The sequence below is a fragment of the Winogradskyella sp. HB-48 genome (assembly GCF_049942685.1).
In the GTDB taxonomy this organism is placed as follows: Bacteria; Bacteroidota; Bacteroidia; order Flavobacteriales; family Flavobacteriaceae; genus Winogradskyella.
Map to the genome: position 1 here is coordinate 2,621,300 of NZ_CP187934.1, position 14,962 is coordinate 2,636,261.

The 14,962-nt window shown below is 33.7% G+C and carries 14 protein-coding genes and 1 other RNA gene; 9 read left to right on the forward strand and 6 right to left on the reverse strand.

All coding sequences use genetic code 11. The annotated features are described in order from the left end of the window. The first annotated feature begins 43 nt into the window (after positions 1-43). Together ACPX19_RS11880 and ACPX19_RS11885 are read left to right on the forward strand one after the other, a co-directional pair. Positions 44-271 carry a hypothetical protein gene (locus ACPX19_RS11880; RefSeq protein WP_426430223.1) on the forward strand — a complete coding sequence of 76 codons (228 nt, stop codon included), beginning with the start codon at positions 44-46 and terminating at the stop codon, positions 269-271. Beyond that, the gene (locus tag ACPX19_RS11885) at positions 252-809 is read left to right on the forward strand and encodes a Smr/MutS family protein (protein WP_426430224.1); all 558 of its coding nucleotides are present in this window, start codon (positions 252-254) and stop codon (positions 807-809) included. Before ACPX19_RS11880 ends, ACPX19_RS11885 begins: the two co-directional genes overlap by 20 nt. Here ACPX19_RS11885 and ACPX19_RS11890 read toward each other — a convergent pair. Continuing rightward, positions 806-1,735: a hypothetical protein gene (locus ACPX19_RS11890; protein ID WP_426430225.1), complete on the reverse strand. Its 930-nt coding sequence runs from the start codon at positions 1,733-1,735 to the stop codon at positions 806-808. The two genes, ACPX19_RS11885 and ACPX19_RS11890, sit on opposite strands and share 4 nt — an antisense overlap. Before the next feature lie 87 nt (positions 1,736-1,822). On the opposite strand from ACPX19_RS11890, the gene ACPX19_RS11895 reads away from it, so the two are divergent. Continuing rightward, on the forward strand, positions 1,823-2,968 hold the full coding sequence (locus tag ACPX19_RS11895; RefSeq protein ID WP_426430226.1) for a cysteine desulfurase family protein: 1,146 nt from the start codon (positions 1,823-1,825) through the stop codon (positions 2,966-2,968). Here the strand turns inward: ACPX19_RS11895 and ACPX19_RS11900 are convergent. The 3 genes from ACPX19_RS11900 to ACPX19_RS11910 form a co-directional block, all read right to left on the reverse strand. Then, positions 2,958-4,772, reverse strand: a complete 1,815-nt coding sequence (locus ACPX19_RS11900; protein ID WP_426430227.1) for a T9SS type A sorting domain-containing protein — start codon at positions 4,770-4,772, stop codon at positions 2,958-2,960. The two genes, ACPX19_RS11895 and ACPX19_RS11900, sit on opposite strands and share 11 nt — an antisense overlap. A gap of 157 nt (positions 4,773-4,929) precedes the next feature. Further along, on the reverse strand, positions 4,930-7,395 hold the full coding sequence (locus ACPX19_RS11905; protein ID WP_426430228.1) for a TonB-dependent receptor: 2,466 nt from the start codon (positions 7,393-7,395) through the stop codon (positions 4,930-4,932). Positions 7,396-7,406: 11 nt separating this feature from the next. Next, on the reverse strand, positions 7,407-9,092 hold the full coding sequence (locus ACPX19_RS11910) for a M23 family metallopeptidase (protein ID WP_426430229.1): 1,686 nt from the start codon (positions 9,090-9,092) through the stop codon (positions 7,407-7,409). Positions 9,093-9,271: 179 nt separating this feature from the next. Between ACPX19_RS11910 and ACPX19_RS11915 the strand changes: the two genes are divergently transcribed. The 4 genes from ACPX19_RS11915 to rny all read left to right on the forward strand — a co-directional run bounded on the left by ACPX19_RS11915 (position 9,272) and on the right by rny (position 11,682). Beyond that, a complete protein-coding gene (locus ACPX19_RS11915; protein ID WP_426430230.1) occupies positions 9,272-9,562 on the forward strand; it encodes a hypothetical protein in 291 nt (96 codons plus the stop codon). Between the two features lie 19 nt (positions 9,563-9,581). Further along, a complete protein-coding gene (locus ACPX19_RS11920) occupies positions 9,582-9,869 on the forward strand; it encodes a cell division protein ZapA (RefSeq protein ID WP_426430231.1) in 288 nt (95 codons plus the stop codon). A 59-nt stretch (positions 9,870-9,928) separates the two neighbouring features. Beyond that, a non-coding RNA gene (gene ssrS, locus ACPX19_RS11925) (6S RNA) lies at positions 9,929-10,048 on the forward strand. Between the two features lie 56 nt (positions 10,049-10,104). Then, a complete protein-coding gene (rny, locus tag ACPX19_RS11930; protein ID WP_426430232.1) occupies positions 10,105-11,682 on the forward strand; it encodes a ribonuclease Y in 1,578 nt (525 codons plus the stop codon). 55 nt (positions 11,683-11,737) lie between these two features. Here rny and ACPX19_RS11935 read toward each other — a convergent pair whose 3' ends face one another. Next, entirely contained in the window at positions 11,738-12,646 is a 909-nt protein-coding gene (locus ACPX19_RS11935) for a site-specific tyrosine recombinase (protein WP_426430233.1), read from the reverse strand. A gap of 66 nt (positions 12,647-12,712) precedes the next feature. Next, on the reverse strand, positions 12,713-13,087 hold the full coding sequence (locus ACPX19_RS11940; protein ID WP_426430234.1) for a TM2 domain-containing protein: 375 nt from the start codon (positions 13,085-13,087) through the stop codon (positions 12,713-12,715). A 108-nt stretch (positions 13,088-13,195) separates the two neighbouring features. Between ACPX19_RS11940 and ACPX19_RS11945 the strand changes: the two genes are divergently transcribed. Together ACPX19_RS11945 and ACPX19_RS11950 are read left to right on the forward strand one after the other, a co-directional pair. Beyond that, the gene (locus ACPX19_RS11945) at positions 13,196-14,089 is read left to right on the forward strand and encodes a hypothetical protein (RefSeq protein WP_426430235.1); all 894 of its coding nucleotides are present in this window, start codon (positions 13,196-13,198) and stop codon (positions 14,087-14,089) included. Positions 14,090-14,298: 209 nt separating this feature from the next. Beyond that, positions 14,299-14,844 carry a hypothetical protein gene (locus ACPX19_RS11950; protein ID WP_426430236.1) on the forward strand — a complete coding sequence of 182 codons (546 nt, stop codon included), beginning with the start codon at positions 14,299-14,301 and terminating at the stop codon, positions 14,842-14,844. Positions 14,845-14,962: the final 118 nt, after the last annotated feature.

Below are 14,962 nucleotides of genomic sequence, written 5' to 3' on the forward strand. Positions count from 1 at the left end.
GATTCCCTTATCCTTATTTTTGTATATAGCTATTTGATGTAAAATGAGTATTTCAAAACTTATTAATCTTATTTGTGTATTAAGTGGAGGTATTGTGGCAATATATGCACAAGCAGGAGTAAAGCAAAATACCTATCTATTAACAGGTGGTATAATATTATTAATGTTTGGTATTTATAGAATATCTAGAAACATTCCGAGTAAGTACGACAAACAAGAAAGTGAATCTTTCGTAAAATCTGAACCAATTGATGAAGATGAAGCGAGGTGATATTGTTGAAACAATAGATGATGCCATAACAGGAACTGTGAAGCGTGTTTCTGGAACTACCATTACCATAGAAGATGCTAATGGTTTTGAGTTTCAGTTTGAAGAAAACGAATTAGTACTTATATCTTCAAATAAAACGTTAGATAATGCAATATACGATGCGGATATAGAAACTATAATAAAAGAAAAGGAAATTCCTAAACGAAAAACTTCACAGTCAGTAAAACCAAAAGAGCGTCATACACCAAAATTTGAAGTAGATTTACACATACATCAGCTTACGGATTCTACAAAAGGCATGACTAATTTTGACATGATAAATTTACAATTAGATGCTGCTAGACAACAACTAGAATTTGCCATTCGTAAGCGTATCCCAAAAATGGTGTTTATTCATGGAGTAGGTGAAGGCGTGCTTAGACAAGAGCTCGAAACACTTTTAGGTCGTTATAACAATGTTCAGTTTTACGATGCTGACTACAAAACCTATGGCATAGGCGCTACTGAAGTTAGAATTTTTCAGAATATAGAACCTTAATCAGGTAAATTGAAAGAGTAGGTTAAAGTACCAAAATCTATTTCATCAGCAGATAAAATATCTAGGTTAAAATTATCAATTAAAAAATTAACCGTAACAGTTCTTGTATACGTATTATTATCTGTTAAACCTGGATTACCATAATCATTCACTTCTAGTGTATTCAAATAATGAGGCAATATTGTAACACCATCAGGGCCAACATTAAGGTCGTTTCGAGGATTTTTGTCTTGGTCTGCATCTTCTAAAATAGTATTTACCCCATCACCATCGTCGTCTTCATCTAAATAGTCAGGAGTTTCGTCACCATCGGTATCTAATGGGTTTGTTGTCGGATCATCATCACCATCTAAATCATCAGTATCTATCTCACTTATGGTTGGTACGTTATCGTTATCATCATCTTGGTCTAAATAATCGGGTATTCCATCTCCATCACTATCTTGAGCATTTGGATAGTTGCCATTTCCGTCCATTTCACCTCTACCTTCCAAATCCGATGGAATCCCATCATTGTCATCATCTTCAATGGTAACAGTTGCAAACGCTGTACCAGAAGGTGCTTCATAAGGGTTGATAATAATTAAATCTGAAGGAGGTATAAGGCTACACAGTTCATCGCTAGCAAGTGCTCTATTATAAGACCTATATAGAAATCGAATAGATGATCCGTTTATAGTAAATGCTGTCGGTTCATCAATAGGGGTAGGCTCTGTAAACGGATATTCTTCATTATTACTCCTGGGAATAATTAGAGATAAAGATTCGTTGGGATCTTGTCTTGTATCGTAAATAAGAAAAGACTCAGTATTGTTGGAGCATAAATCTAATTCTTTATCAAATTCTAAGTCTACAGTAATGATGTCACCATCATCACAAGTTGTTAAAAATAGAAGGACAAAAATTATATAAAGCGGACGCGTCATAAGCTTACATTTTGAACAAAAATAAGGGATTTGTAAAATTATAACGTTGCATTATCTAAATAATTTTATTTGCAATATTTTTGCAGCATGAAGCAAGTATATTTAGATAATGCGGCTACAACAGCCTTGCGACCAGAAGTGATAAATCGTATGACAGAAGTTCTTGCTAATAGTTATGGTAATGCTTCTTCTACGCATAGTTTTGGACGTTCGGCTAAAGCACTTTTAGAACAATGTCGTAAGAATATAGCAGGTTATTTTAATGTGTCTGCTTCTGAAATTGTTTTTACTTCTGGAGGTACAGAAGCCGATAATTTAGCATTGCGAAGTGCTGTTAGAGATTTAGGTGTCACTGAAATTATTACTTCAAAAATAGAGCATCATGCAGTTTTACACACAGCAGAGCAATTACAGCTAGAATATAATGTTAAGTTAAGCTATGTTAATCTTGATGGATGCGGAATGATAGATTACACGCATCTTGAAAGTTTATTGAAAAATTCTGAACAAGCGATTGTAAGCTTAATGCATGTGAATAATGAAATAGGAAATGTTCTAGATATAGAACGTGTTGCTAAGTTATGTAAAGAAAATAAGGCTCTGTTTCATTCAGACTGTGTGCAATCTGTTGGTCATTTTAAATTAGATTTACAAGCAATACCAATCAATTTTTTTGCAGCTAGTGCACATAAATTTCATGGGCCTAAAGGTGTTGGCTTCTGTTTTGTTAGAAAAGAATCTGGATTAAAACCTTTAATTTTTGGTGGTGAGCAGGAGAGAGGCCATAGGGCAGGTACAGAGTCTATACATAATATTGTTGGTATGGACGAAGCTTTAAAAATAGCTTATGGCAATCTTGATAATGAAAGAGAACAAATCACTTCCATTAAATCATATTTTATAAATCAGTTAAAATCAGCTGTACAGAATGTAAGTTTTAATGGTGGATGCGAAGACAATACGAAGAGTACATACACATTAGTGAATGTTTGCCTCCCTCTGGAACCATCAAAAGCCCCTATGCTTCAATTTCAACTAGACCTTAAAGGTGTTGCATGCTCTAAAGGTAGTGCATGCCAAAGTGGAAGCAGTCAGCAATCTCATGTGCTTACAGAAATTCTAGATAAAGACAAATTAAAGTATCCTTCTGTCCGTTTTTCCTTTAGTGTTTTTACAACAAAAGAAGACATTGATTATACCGTAAATGTTCTAAAAGATATTGTTAGTGCTTAACAATTATCTTTTCAGATTTTACAGTATTGACTTTTGAAGTTACATTAACAATATACACACCATCACTTAAATCTACAGTTGATAATTGGTAACGGTTAGATACAGAATCATAAGCTTGATTAAGCATTCGTTTACCAGCGACATCAAAAACTTCAATTGCTTTTACGTCTAAGCCATTTGGGTTAATTACAGATAATTGTTGAATATTATTATCCTGACGAATCGTTAAATCACTTACTTCAAAGTCATCAATACTTAGAGCCTGGCCAGGTGTAAATACAATTTCAAAACGATCTGTATAGTTTCCTGGCTCTATGTTTAAGTCGTAATCTTGGGTTCTTAAGTCAACGTAAAGATTATCTTGAATATCGTGTATATAAATACCTTGAGAATCATCAAAATTTTGAATATCGAAGATTCTAAAACGTAATGGCTGTTGCTCTTCTATATCAACAATTAAAGGGATTGTAAGTGCTTCATCAAAAGCATAGGCCTGACCAGAATATTGTTTCCCGTCAAGAAGAAAGTAAGCATCAGTATCATAACTATCTGCGCGTTTTGGTTCTAAACCTCTATCATGTCCAGGAGTAGCAGAGTCATGAAAATTGAGCACTACTTGTCTTGTATATTGATTTTCTCCAACTGTAAAGTCTATATTAATTCTAAAACGTTTATAATCATCTGGTACTAAAGAAAGCCCACTATCTTGATAATTTAAGCCTGGATTACTTGTTCTGAAGAAATAACTATCCGCTCCTTCTTTTTCAAAAACACGATGCGAATTCTTAGCTCTCACGGTTCCAGTTGAACCAGTAAGGCCTTCAACCATAAAACCTTGTCCTATTGGTATATACCTTCCAGCAGTTTTAATACCATTGGTAGGTATTGGTAAAGGAAATTGATTGTCTTGTTCGTCATAAGTCATAAATACTGCAGGAACATCTGTAATCACAGTTCCAGCTGCATTGATTGTAAACTCATAATAGCCACCTACATAGTCTTGTAGCACGTGTGAAGCAACTGATCCATCTTGTTCCCAATAATATAGTGTAGCTTCTATAGCATTAACATTGTCGCTATCATGAATAAAAGCAGCAGAATCCATTGCACTTGGGTAAGGGTTACCAACTAAAGTGAATTGTCCGGCAGCAACTGGGCTTCCAATAGTTCCATTGTTAGGTTTTCCCCTAAAATCGTAGTCAGTATTTCCTGTTGGGCCCGTACCTGAGCCCTTCATAGTAAATCCCAATCCAGGCGCTATATCTATATTTGCATTACCAGGACTAGCAGCTGGAATCCATTGGCTATATTGATTAGAACTTACAAACATCCATAGCCATCGCGTAGATACCAATAAAGGATTAGCAGTACCGTTAAATGCAGCGGTAAACGCACTGTCGTTACTATCTATTAAATCTACAGTTCCTAAAAGTGGGTCGTCTAGTTGGTTTATTCTAAAATTATTGTTGCCAAATGAATTTGTCAATATTCCACCAACAGGTGAGCACCAATAATTATATGCCCATTGATTAACCGTTCCGTTTTGATAAACACTTAATTCACCTTGACCTGAATTTCCTGTAGTACCAGAGCCTTGGAGCAATTGCGCTTCGTTACGTAAATAAATATGCGAGTTGGTTTCTAGGTTTACATCATCTGTAACGAAAAGCGGAGCAACATTTAGTCCACTAGAAAATCCTGTACCATCTACGAAGATGTAACTTCCATTACTTACAAATAAATCCGATTGTGCAGTAACCGCACTAAAACATAGTAAAAGGCATGCGATGAGGGTATTTTTCATGCTTAATAAATTTATAACTATAGCTTAGTAGGGTAACCTAAAGTGAATTAGACAATTACAAATTTATAAATTTTACGTAATGTAAGGTAGCATTATAACGAGGATTTAAGCAGTTTCGCTAAAAGTTTGAAGATTTTTATGAATATTTTGAAAAATGCTAGAATCTAGCAGACAATCTCAAGTTAAATACTCTTGGTGTCAAAAAGTTAGGAATAGCAAACTGACGTTTGGTATACACATCTCTCACCCAAGTATTGGTAATTGAGTTTTGATTATTAAACATGTTATAAATCTCAAAACCGATAGAGAGTTCCCTAAATTTCTTTTTCCAATGTGCATCATAAGTTTTTGTTGGGTTTACTAATTCTAGTGAAATTCCTAAATCGGCACGTCTGTAATCCCTGAGTCTAATTTGAAAATCATATGGGTCTGCATAACTTGGGGAACCACCAGGAACTCCCGTATTATAAACTAGGTTAAGATACATTTTTAAATCGGGCATGTTGGGCACATAATCTTGAAATAAAGCACCAAATTTTAAACGTTGATCTGTTGGTCTGGCTATGTAACCACGATTATCTATATTTTCTTCCGTTTTGAGATAACCAAAACTAAACCAAGATTCTGTGCCTGGAACAAACTCTCCATTCAAACGCATATCCAATCCATAGGCATAGGCTTTAGCATTATTATCAGCTCTATATCTAATTCTTACGTTTTCTACGGTATAGCTATTTACATCAGACAAACCTTTATAATAGGCTTCTGTAACCAGCTTGAAAGGTCTATCCCAAATCTTAAAACTATACTCGTTACCAATAACCAAATGAAATGACTTCTGAGCTTTTACGTTTGGCTGTACAACACCTGAAGAATCTCTTAGCTCTCTATAAAACGGAGGTTGGTAGTATAAACCACCAGCTACTCTAAAAAGCATATCCTTATCCCAATCTGGTTTTATAGCAAATTGAGCTCTTGGGCTAAAAACAGTTTGCGTTTTATTTTCTAAATTTTCTCCACTTACAGTCCAATTATGCAGTCTCACTCCAGCATTATAAAATACATCATGGTCTCCCCATTGGGTACGTTTGCTATATTGAGCAAAGGCTTGCATTCTGTCTATTTTTACTCTGTTAAGGGCTCTTATGTTTTCAAAAGCCGTTAGAGGACCTTCAAAAGGTTCGTATGGTTGAAGGTTTGGGATGCTAAAGTTTGGTGGGCGAATGGAAAAACCAGCTGAATCTATAATTTCATACTCTACAAGTCGATCCCTAATGTCTTCATGTGTATATTTTACAGACCATTCAACTGTAGATTCTTCATCTATCTTGTAATCTCCTCTGTGCTCTGCATTAACTATAAAAGCATCTAAATCATTACGAGCATGTGTTAACTGCGATCCAATACCTTCACTAAATTCTACTTCACCTAAGTTTTCATCACCTATGTTAGTGTTGACCTCACCAAGTCTATATTGCGCAAAAATGTCAAAATACTCTTGCTCTAAGGTATGGTACGCAGAACCAATAAATTTTAATGTTAAGTCTTCATTTACAAAGTAGTTGGCTTTTAAAGCACCAAAATAGGTTTGATATTCATCTTCTTCATTACCATCATAAAAGACTAATAACGCTATGGGTTCTTGCAACGTTCCGAAGTTGGTTTGTCTGTTTTCTGGTTGAAAATTATATCTGTTTAATGAAATATTCCCTAGGAAATTTAAATGAAACTTATCCGAAAAGCGGTAGGTTAAATAAGTTTGTGCATCGGCAAAAACAGGTTCTACATTACCTTCGGTTTCAAGGCTATTGAGAATTAAACTATTATCTCTATAACGAACACCAGCAATACCTGAGAACTTACCATTTTTGGAAACCGTTTCTGCAGCAACGCTCCCACCAAGCAGGCTCAAATCTGCACGAATCCCAAAATCCAATGGATTACGATAGGTGATATCTAATACAGACGATAACTTATCACCATATTTTGCTTGAAAACCACCAGCAGAAAAATCGACATTTGAAACTAAATCGGTATTTACAAAACTAAGTCCTTCTTGATTACCAGAGCGAATTAAGAATGGTCTGTAAACTTCAATTTCGTTAACATACACAAGATTCTCATCAAAGTTTCCGCCTCTTACCGAATATTGTGTGCTTAACTCGTTTGAGATATTAACACCAGGAAGTGTTTTAAGGATATTTTCTATACCAGGTTGGGCACCTTTTATAGTTCTTAGTGTTCTAGGAGATATGGTAACAACTCCATCTTCATTTTGTCTTGTGTTGGTTGTAATAACAACTTCCGCAAATTGTTCGGCCTCAACCTTCATTACAGGGTTGTATTCCAACTCCTGCCCATTTTTTAGATTAAACTTTTGTGTAACACGTTTGTGACCAAGATGCGTAAATTCTACGGTCACTTCAATACCAGATGGTATTCTTAGCTCATAAAAACCGTTTGTATTTGTAGCTGTACCTTCACCAGTAGAGACTTTTATATTAACGTTTTCAATAGGAAGGTTAGCCTCATCTAAAATAACACCTCTTATGATTGCAGATTGTGAAAAAGATAGTGTACTAAACAGTAGGCAAAGAAAGAGTGTAAAAAGTAAGCGTTTCAATGAGTGTAGTTTTATTTTCTAAAAAAGGTTGCTTCAAATGTAGAACTATTTCCAACATTATCTGTAACAATTATCTTTAAATCATTCTTTGTATCTTTAACGATATTGTCATTAAAATCATGTACTAACATATTTGTTTTATAATCGTACTCCATTAGAATCCATTTACCATTTACGGTTGCTCTATACTTGCTTATTCCAGATAAATCATCATCTATTTTTACTTTAAGGTAACGATACTTACTTAACCATTTCTTATCCTTAAAATTTACTGGTGTTATAGTTGGTGCAACTGTATCCATAGCTAAAGTGTATGTTCCGAAGGAGTTATTTCCAGCACTTAGGATATTACCTTTTCGGGTGGTGCTTACATAACTTGGCTTTTTGTAATAACCATATAATTTAGCTATAAACATTTTGTCGAGATCTTCAGATTTATAATTACTTAAATCGTAATTGATGTAAAAATTCTTTTGCAATGGAATGTTGTCTTCATGAAGATTAAGTGTGTCAGAACTTACACTAAAATCTATATCTACATCTTCGTAGACTGTGTTTTTATAGAAGTTTACAGTAACCAAACCAGATTTTAGTTCTGTAGATTGGTCTGCATAAATTTTCGTTTTATTAGATGGGATATATTCAGAAGTTTCTAGGGATTCATATTTACCTTTAATAGGGATGTTAACCCAAGTTTCATTGTCCTTAAAATCTCTTATACGGACTTTAAATACTGAAGAAGTACTATCTTCAATGGTAATATAACCATTGTCATAAGTATCTTTGTAAAGGCTCAAAGGATTATTCTCTTCTATAAATAATTTTTGAATTCTTGAATTCTTGGTTTTAAGGTATTCGTAATCAATTAAGCGCTTAATGTGTTTGGTTTCATCAAAACTAAAGCGTTTAAAATCTATTTCTAGACTTTTGTTGCCATTGAAAAAGGTTTGAATGTTACTAACGCCATTATTGTTAGGAGCTAAATCTTGCTTGTCGTAAGAAGTGATTCCAAATCCGATATTACCGTGAGCTGTAATTTTCTCAACTTCGTAGTCACCATTTTGTTGTGGGATTAAACGTAGAGGTACTCGTTCATTTTTTCCATTTATAACTGCATTTTCATCTTTAGGATATGCATAAACAGCCGAAACAAAGGGACGTGTAGAATCTTTAATGTCTATTCCAAAAAGCATAGGATTCATTGGACGTTCTTGATTATCTCTGATTTCAAAATGCAGGTGTGGACCACCAGAACCACCAGTGTTACCAGAATAGGCAATCACTTCACCTGAAGCAACCAGTAACTCTTCAGTACTCGGAAAAACTTCAACTTCGTAGCTTTCTTTTTCGTATTGACAATCCTTAATATACTTTTCAAGGCGGTCAGAAAATTTTTGAAGATGCGCATATACTGTCGTATAGCCGTTAGGATGAGTTATATATAATGCCTTGCCATATCCGTAATGAGAAATTTTTATTCTACTAACATATCCTTCGGCAGCCGCATAAACTTTTAAGCCTACTTTTTGTTGTGTTTTTATATCTAGTCCAGAATGAAAGTGTGCGGATCTCAATTCTGCAAAAGTGCCTGAAAGTACTAAAGTAATATCCAAAGGATTTCTAAAATAGTCTTGAGGATATTCTGATTGAGAGTACAATGAACTTGTCACAAAAAATAAAAGCAAAAATTTTTTCATATAGAGTAACTATTATAGCTAAAATATCAAATTGAATACGAATTGCAAACGAGAAATCTGTATTATTTTTCTGAACGGTTTAATTTTTAAGTTGTTATGTTAAATAAAAATAATTGTAAAAGAATTGTGTTTTTTAAATAGGTATGTTAAATTTGTTTCAACAGTATTGAATTACTTAAATGAGTAAAATAGAAGGAATTGTTGATGCTTTAGAGAATAAGGTTAGCAAGATTTTACATAAGCAAGAAGTCTTAAAACAAACAAATGCAAGATTGTCTCAACAGCTTGAAGAACAAGAGCAAAAACTTCTAGAGCAACAAGAAGAGATTGCTTCTTGGGCTGATAAATACGAAACGCTCAAAATGGCAAATTCAATGCTTGGTAGTGACGAAAATAAACGAGAAACAAAGCTCAAAATAAATGCACTTATCAGAGAAATAGACCATTGTATAGTTCAACTCTCAGAATAAAGTTGTAAATTTAGACTAGATGTCAGATCAATTAAAAATTAAGCTTTCTATTGCCAATAGAGTATATCCATTGACAATAAACCCTAAACAAGAAGAAGGTTTGCGTAAAGCCACCAAAAAAATTGAGGCGATGATTGGTCAGTTTGAGCAGAATTACTCTGTTAGAGATAAGCAAGATGTGTTGGCGATGTGTGCTTTACAGTTTGCAGCTCAAGTAGAGCAAAAATCTATAGATAAAGAGTATGTTAATGAAGAGGTACAAGAAAAGTTAGAAGCTTTGAATGACCTTTTAAGCAAACATATTTAACTCGTACGTTCTTTAAAATAAAAAGGTTACTGCCTACATTAGTTATATTTTTTTGATAAACTCAACGTTAATTCTTTAAAAAGGGTGAGTTTGAATTGTAAAAGCATGCTGCTAATACTTTAGTATTTGGGCAGATCCTTGATCAGTTTGTTAGCCCTAAACTTGTTTTTAAGGAGTTTATACAAAATTCAAAACTGATGTAGGCTTTTTTTATATACTAAACTAAACATCAAACATGGACACTAACACAATATTATACATAGTTGGAGGAGTCGTATTAGGATTAATACTTGGTTACGTTATTGCGAAGTCTTTAGAGAAGGGTAAGGCGTCTAAGTTAATTGCTAATGCCGAGAGCGAATCCAAATCAATTTTAAAGCAAGCTAATGCAGATGCAGAGGCCTTAAAAAAGGATAAAATACTTCAGGCTAAGGAGAAGTTTATTGAACTTAAGGCAGAACACGAAAAAGTGATTTTGTCTAGGGACAAAAAAATGGCTGAAGCCGAAAAACGTATTAGAGATAAAGAATCTCAAATCTCAAATGAGCTTTCTAAAGCTAAAAAATCAAATCAATCTCTAGAAGATAAAATAAAGGACTACGATTTTAGGTTGGAATTTTTAGAAAAGAAGAAAGATGAGATAGAGAAAGCTCACAAAAGCCAAATAAAACAATTAGAGGTCATTTCGCAACTTTCAGCAGAAGAAGCCAAAGAACAGTTGGTAGAATCTTTAAAGGAGGAAGCCAAAACGGATGCTATGGCTTATGTGCAGGATAGGTTAGAAGAGGCGAAAATGACGGCTCAGCAAGAAGCTAAAAAGATTATTATTAATACTATTCAGCGTATTGGTACAGAAGAAGCTATTGATAATTGCGTTTCTGTATTTAACATAGAATCTGATGATGTTAAAGGAAGAATCATTGGTAGAGAAGGAAGAAACATTAGAGCTATTGAAGCTGCCACTGGAGTCGAGATTATTGTAGATGACACACCAGAGGCTATAATTTTATCTTGTTTTGATTCTGTAAGACGTGAAGTAGCGCGTTTATCACTTCACAAATTAGTGACTGATGGAAGAATTCATCCTGCAAGAATTGAAGAGGTTGTAAAGAAAACACAAAAACAAATAGAACAAGAAATTATAGAAGTTGGTAAACGTACAGTTATTGATTTAGGTATCCACGGCCTTCACCCAGAATTGATTAAAATGGTTGGCCGCATGAAGTATCGTTCTTCTTATGGGCAAAACTTACTACAACACTCTAGAGAAGTGGCAAAGCTTTGTGGTGTTATGGCAGCTGAATTAGGCTTAAATCCTAAGCTTGCAAAAAGAGCAGGTTTATTACACGATATTGGTAAGGTGCCATCTTCTGAGGCAGATATGGAAACACCTCACGCAATCTTAGGTATGCAATGGGCAGAGAAACATGGTGAGAAACCAGAAGTTTGTAATGCTATTGGTGCTCACCACGATGAAATAGAAATGACAACACTTTTATCGCCAATTATTCAAGTTTGTGATGCTATTTCTGGAGCTAGGCCTGGAGCGAGACGTCAGGTATTGGACTCATATATACAACGTCTTAAAGATTTAGAAGATGTAGCATTTGGATTTACAGGTGTAAAAAAGGCCTATGCCATACAAGCCGGTAGAGAATTGCGCGTTATTGTAGAGAGTGAAAAAGTATCTGATGAAAGAGCTGCTAGCCTATCATTTGAGATTTCTCAAAAGATTCAAACAGATATGACCTATCCAGGGCAAGTAAAAGTAACAGTGATTAGAGAAACTAGAGCTGTGAATATTGCTAAATAAAAAATAACTAACTCAAATAGTATAAAAGGGTGTTCTACTAATTTAGGACGCCTTTTTATTTTCTGGGATGATATTTGTTTAGTACATCACTTAAGTGGGAGCGATCTACATGCATATACACTTCAGTTGTGGTAATACTTTCATGACCTAACATCATTTGTATAGCTCTAAGGTCTGCTCCATTCTCTAATAAATGTGTGGCAAAGGAATGTCTAAACGTATGTGGAGACACAGTTTTCTTTAGTCCAGACTTTTTAACCAGAGTCTTAATAATGGTAAAAATCATGGCTCGCGTGAGCTTGTTTCCTTTGTAATTAAGAAAGAGTACATCTTTAGATTCTGGTTGAATATCAATATGGTCTCTTATAGCTTTCCAAATAGTAATATATTTTTGTGTAGAAGGACCAATGGGGACAAAACGTTGTTTGTTACCTTTCCCGGTAACCTTAATAAAGCCTTCAACAAAAAATAAGTCTGATAGTTTTAATTCAATAAGTTCGCTAACGCGTAATCCACAACTGTATAAGGTTTCAATAATGGCCCTATTGCGTTCACCAAGATTAACCCCTTGATATTGGTAACTCAGGTCAATGGTGTTAATTAATAAATCTATATCATCAACAGACAAAGTGTCTGGTAGCTTTCTACCAATTTTTGGCGATTCTATCAAATCCATTGGGTTGGATGTTCTATAGTTTTCAAAGACCAAATAATCAAAAAAATTTCTAAGACCAGAAATTAATCGGCCTTGTGATCTAGGATTTAAAGTATGGGATATGCTGTAGATAAATTGCTTGATAAGTTCGTTCTTAATGTTCTCAGGACTGGTATTGATGTTATGATCTTCTAAATAAGACATCAGTTTTTTAATATCATAACTATAATTTTCAATGGAGTTTTGGGATAAACCACGTTCTATCTGTAGATAGTGCCTGTAATCAGTAAGTGCCTGAGACCATTTCATATTGAAAAATAAAAAAACACTTTACAAAAAGCGTAAAGTGTTTGAATTTTTAATATTTATTAAATCTTAAAAGAATTCGCTTTTGAAATTCGCTTTAGGGTAATTCTCGGTAAATATATCTATAAGATCAATGATCCACCAAACTCCTAATCCACCTAAAGTGAGAATAAATAAAATATTCCAACCTATTGGACTCTTTAGGTACCACCTGTGTGCTGCAAATCCTCCAAGGAAGAACCAGAGAATCAAAGCAATACCCTTACTTTGCTGACCAGCTCTTGCAATTGGAGTTGTCATTTCTGTGGATTCAGTCATTTCTTCAGATGAAGTAATATTCTCTGTAGTTGTAGCTGTTACAGCTCTCTTCACAGGGAATGATGCATAAGATGCATTTAATGAAAGCATGATAATAAATGCCGATAAGAATAGTTTAATTTTCATAAAATTTTGGTTTAAGTTTAGCCTAAATTAAAAAAAATCTAATAATATTTGACATTTACTCATAAAATGTTAAAAGAAATTAACCTTATCTCATTAAAATTTTAAAGTATGATAAATCGAAAATCAAAACCTTTTGTTAATAGCTTAATCGTAGCTATATTTTTTTTAGCTGGTTTTTCTAGCAAGTCTTGGGCGCAGGAGACATTTATGGGCTTTATAAAGATTCAAGATTCACTATTAATAAAATACAAGGTTGAATTCGAACGAAAAAACGATAAAATAATTGGTTATAGTCTTACAGATTTTGGTGGAGAACATGAGACAAAGTCAAAAATTGAAGGCGTGTTTGACCAGCAAAAAAATTTGTTGTCATTTACGGAAACTGAATTGATTTACACTAAATCTAACTATGCTGAAAAGGATTTTTGCAACATTCACTTGGCGCCTACAAAATATAAGTGGGGCGATACTAAACTTATGGGAAGTTTTAATGGAAGGTTTAGCGATGGTACTGAGTGTATTAATGGTGAAATCGCCATGAACTCTATTGAAAAAATTGATAAAAGGATAACGAAATTCACAAAGAAACTGAAAAAATCGCGGCGTGTTCCGGATAGTATAAAGCAAAAATTAGATAACATTAAACTTGTTGACACACTTAATCTAAATATATTAAGGAAGGATGAAGTTACTTCAATAGTAACCAAGGCCAATACAATTAGCTGCACTATTTATGATGGTGGGCAAATTGACCAAGATGTTATTACAGTTTACAAAGATGACAAGATACTTTTATACAAATACGAAATATCAGATACAAAAAAAGTACTTACAATACCCTTGGATAGTAAAAAATCGCGTATAACTATAAAGTCAAATTCTATTGGCACAGTCGGTGAAAACACAACATATATTGAGATTTTTGACGGATTTAATACTATAAAAACGGTTACTAATCTTAAAATCAATGAAATAACAAATATTGATATTATTAAAAAATAATCCGCTTTAAGTGAAGTTATTGACTATTAATTTAAATTATAATGGAAAGTTTTATAAAATAATGTTAATAACTTTGAGTTTTAAACAATTGAAAAACAGATACATATATATAAATGTTTATAAAAATGTTAATAACTCCAGTTAAAATTTTTAATATTTTGAAAAAAAGACTTTAGTTTGCAGTAATCAATTTTAAAACTTAAAAGATTATGAAAAAATTATTTTTAGCTGCTTTTGCAGTTTTCGCTTTTGCAAGTGTTAATGCTCAGGACGATAGTTCTGGTGGTCAAACATCTGAAGGTACTTGGCTTATTGAAGCTAATACTGGTAATGCTATGTTAGGTACAACAGGTATTTATTTTTCTTCAAGTGATGGTTCTTCTAGCTATAATATTGGTCTTGACGGTGGTTATTTCATCATGGATGATTTAGCTATTAAAGCAGGTCTTGGTTATGGTGGTTTTAGTCCGGATGGTGGTGATAATGTTAGTTCATTTTCTTACCGTTTAGGAGCTAAATATTATGTAAATAGTATGATTCCTGTAACCTTAGATCTTACCGGTGCATCTGGTGACGGTGCTGAAAATGGTGCTGGTGAAACCCCATTATGGTTAGGTATTGGTGCTGGTTATGCTTGGTTTTTAGGTGATATGGTTGCTATTGAGCCTGGCATTAGATATAACCACTCTTTAAACGAAGACTTCACGGATAAGGGTGTTTTCCAAGTTAATATTGGCTTCACTTTATTCTTATAAGATTTATCAAGTTGTAGTGACATAAGTAAAAAACCGAAGCAAGTGCTTCGGTTTTTTTTTTTAAAGGGTTAATAAAAGTTTATCTTATCGATAAATTGTAAGAAATTTTAACAAATAT

What these genes read in the sequence shown, in the direction of transcription:
- ACPX19_RS11880 (WP_426430223.1), top strand. Translation starts at nt 44, where the DNA reads ATGAGTATTTCAAAACTTATTAATCTTATTTGTGTATTAAGTGGAGGT.
- ACPX19_RS11885 (WP_426430224.1), top strand. Translation starts at nt 252, where the DNA reads ATGAAGATGAAGCGAGGTGATATTGTTGAAACAATAGATGATGCCATA.
- ACPX19_RS11890 (WP_426430225.1), bottom strand. Translation starts at nt 1,735, where the DNA reads ATGACGCGTCCGCTTTATATAATTTTTGTCCTTCTATTTTTAACAACT.
- ACPX19_RS11895 (WP_426430226.1), top strand. Translation starts at nt 1,823, where the DNA reads ATGAAGCAAGTATATTTAGATAATGCGGCTACAACAGCCTTGCGACCA.
- ACPX19_RS11900 (WP_426430227.1), bottom strand. Translation starts at nt 4,772, where the DNA reads ATGAAAAATACCCTCATCGCATGCCTTTTACTATGTTTTAGTGCGGTT.
- ACPX19_RS11910 (WP_426430229.1), bottom strand. Translation starts at nt 9,092, where the DNA reads ATGAAAAAATTTTTGCTTTTATTTTTTGTGACAAGTTCATTGTACTCT.
- ACPX19_RS11915 (WP_426430230.1), top strand. Translation starts at nt 9,272, where the DNA reads ATGAGTAAAATAGAAGGAATTGTTGATGCTTTAGAGAATAAGGTTAGC.
- ACPX19_RS11920 (WP_426430231.1), top strand. Translation starts at nt 9,582, where the DNA reads ATGTCAGATCAATTAAAAATTAAGCTTTCTATTGCCAATAGAGTATAT.
- rny (WP_426430232.1), top strand. Translation starts at nt 10,105, where the DNA reads ATGGACACTAACACAATATTATACATAGTTGGAGGAGTCGTATTAGGA.
- ACPX19_RS11935 (WP_426430233.1), bottom strand. Translation starts at nt 12,646, where the DNA reads ATGAAATGGTCTCAGGCACTTACTGATTACAGGCACTATCTACAGATA.
- ACPX19_RS11940 (WP_426430234.1), bottom strand. Translation starts at nt 13,087, where the DNA reads ATGAAAATTAAACTATTCTTATCGGCATTTATTATCATGCTTTCATTA.
- ACPX19_RS11945 (WP_426430235.1), top strand. Translation starts at nt 13,196, where the DNA reads ATGATAAATCGAAAATCAAAACCTTTTGTTAATAGCTTAATCGTAGCT.
- ACPX19_RS11950 (WP_426430236.1), top strand. Translation starts at nt 14,299, where the DNA reads ATGAAAAAATTATTTTTAGCTGCTTTTGCAGTTTTCGCTTTTGCAAGT.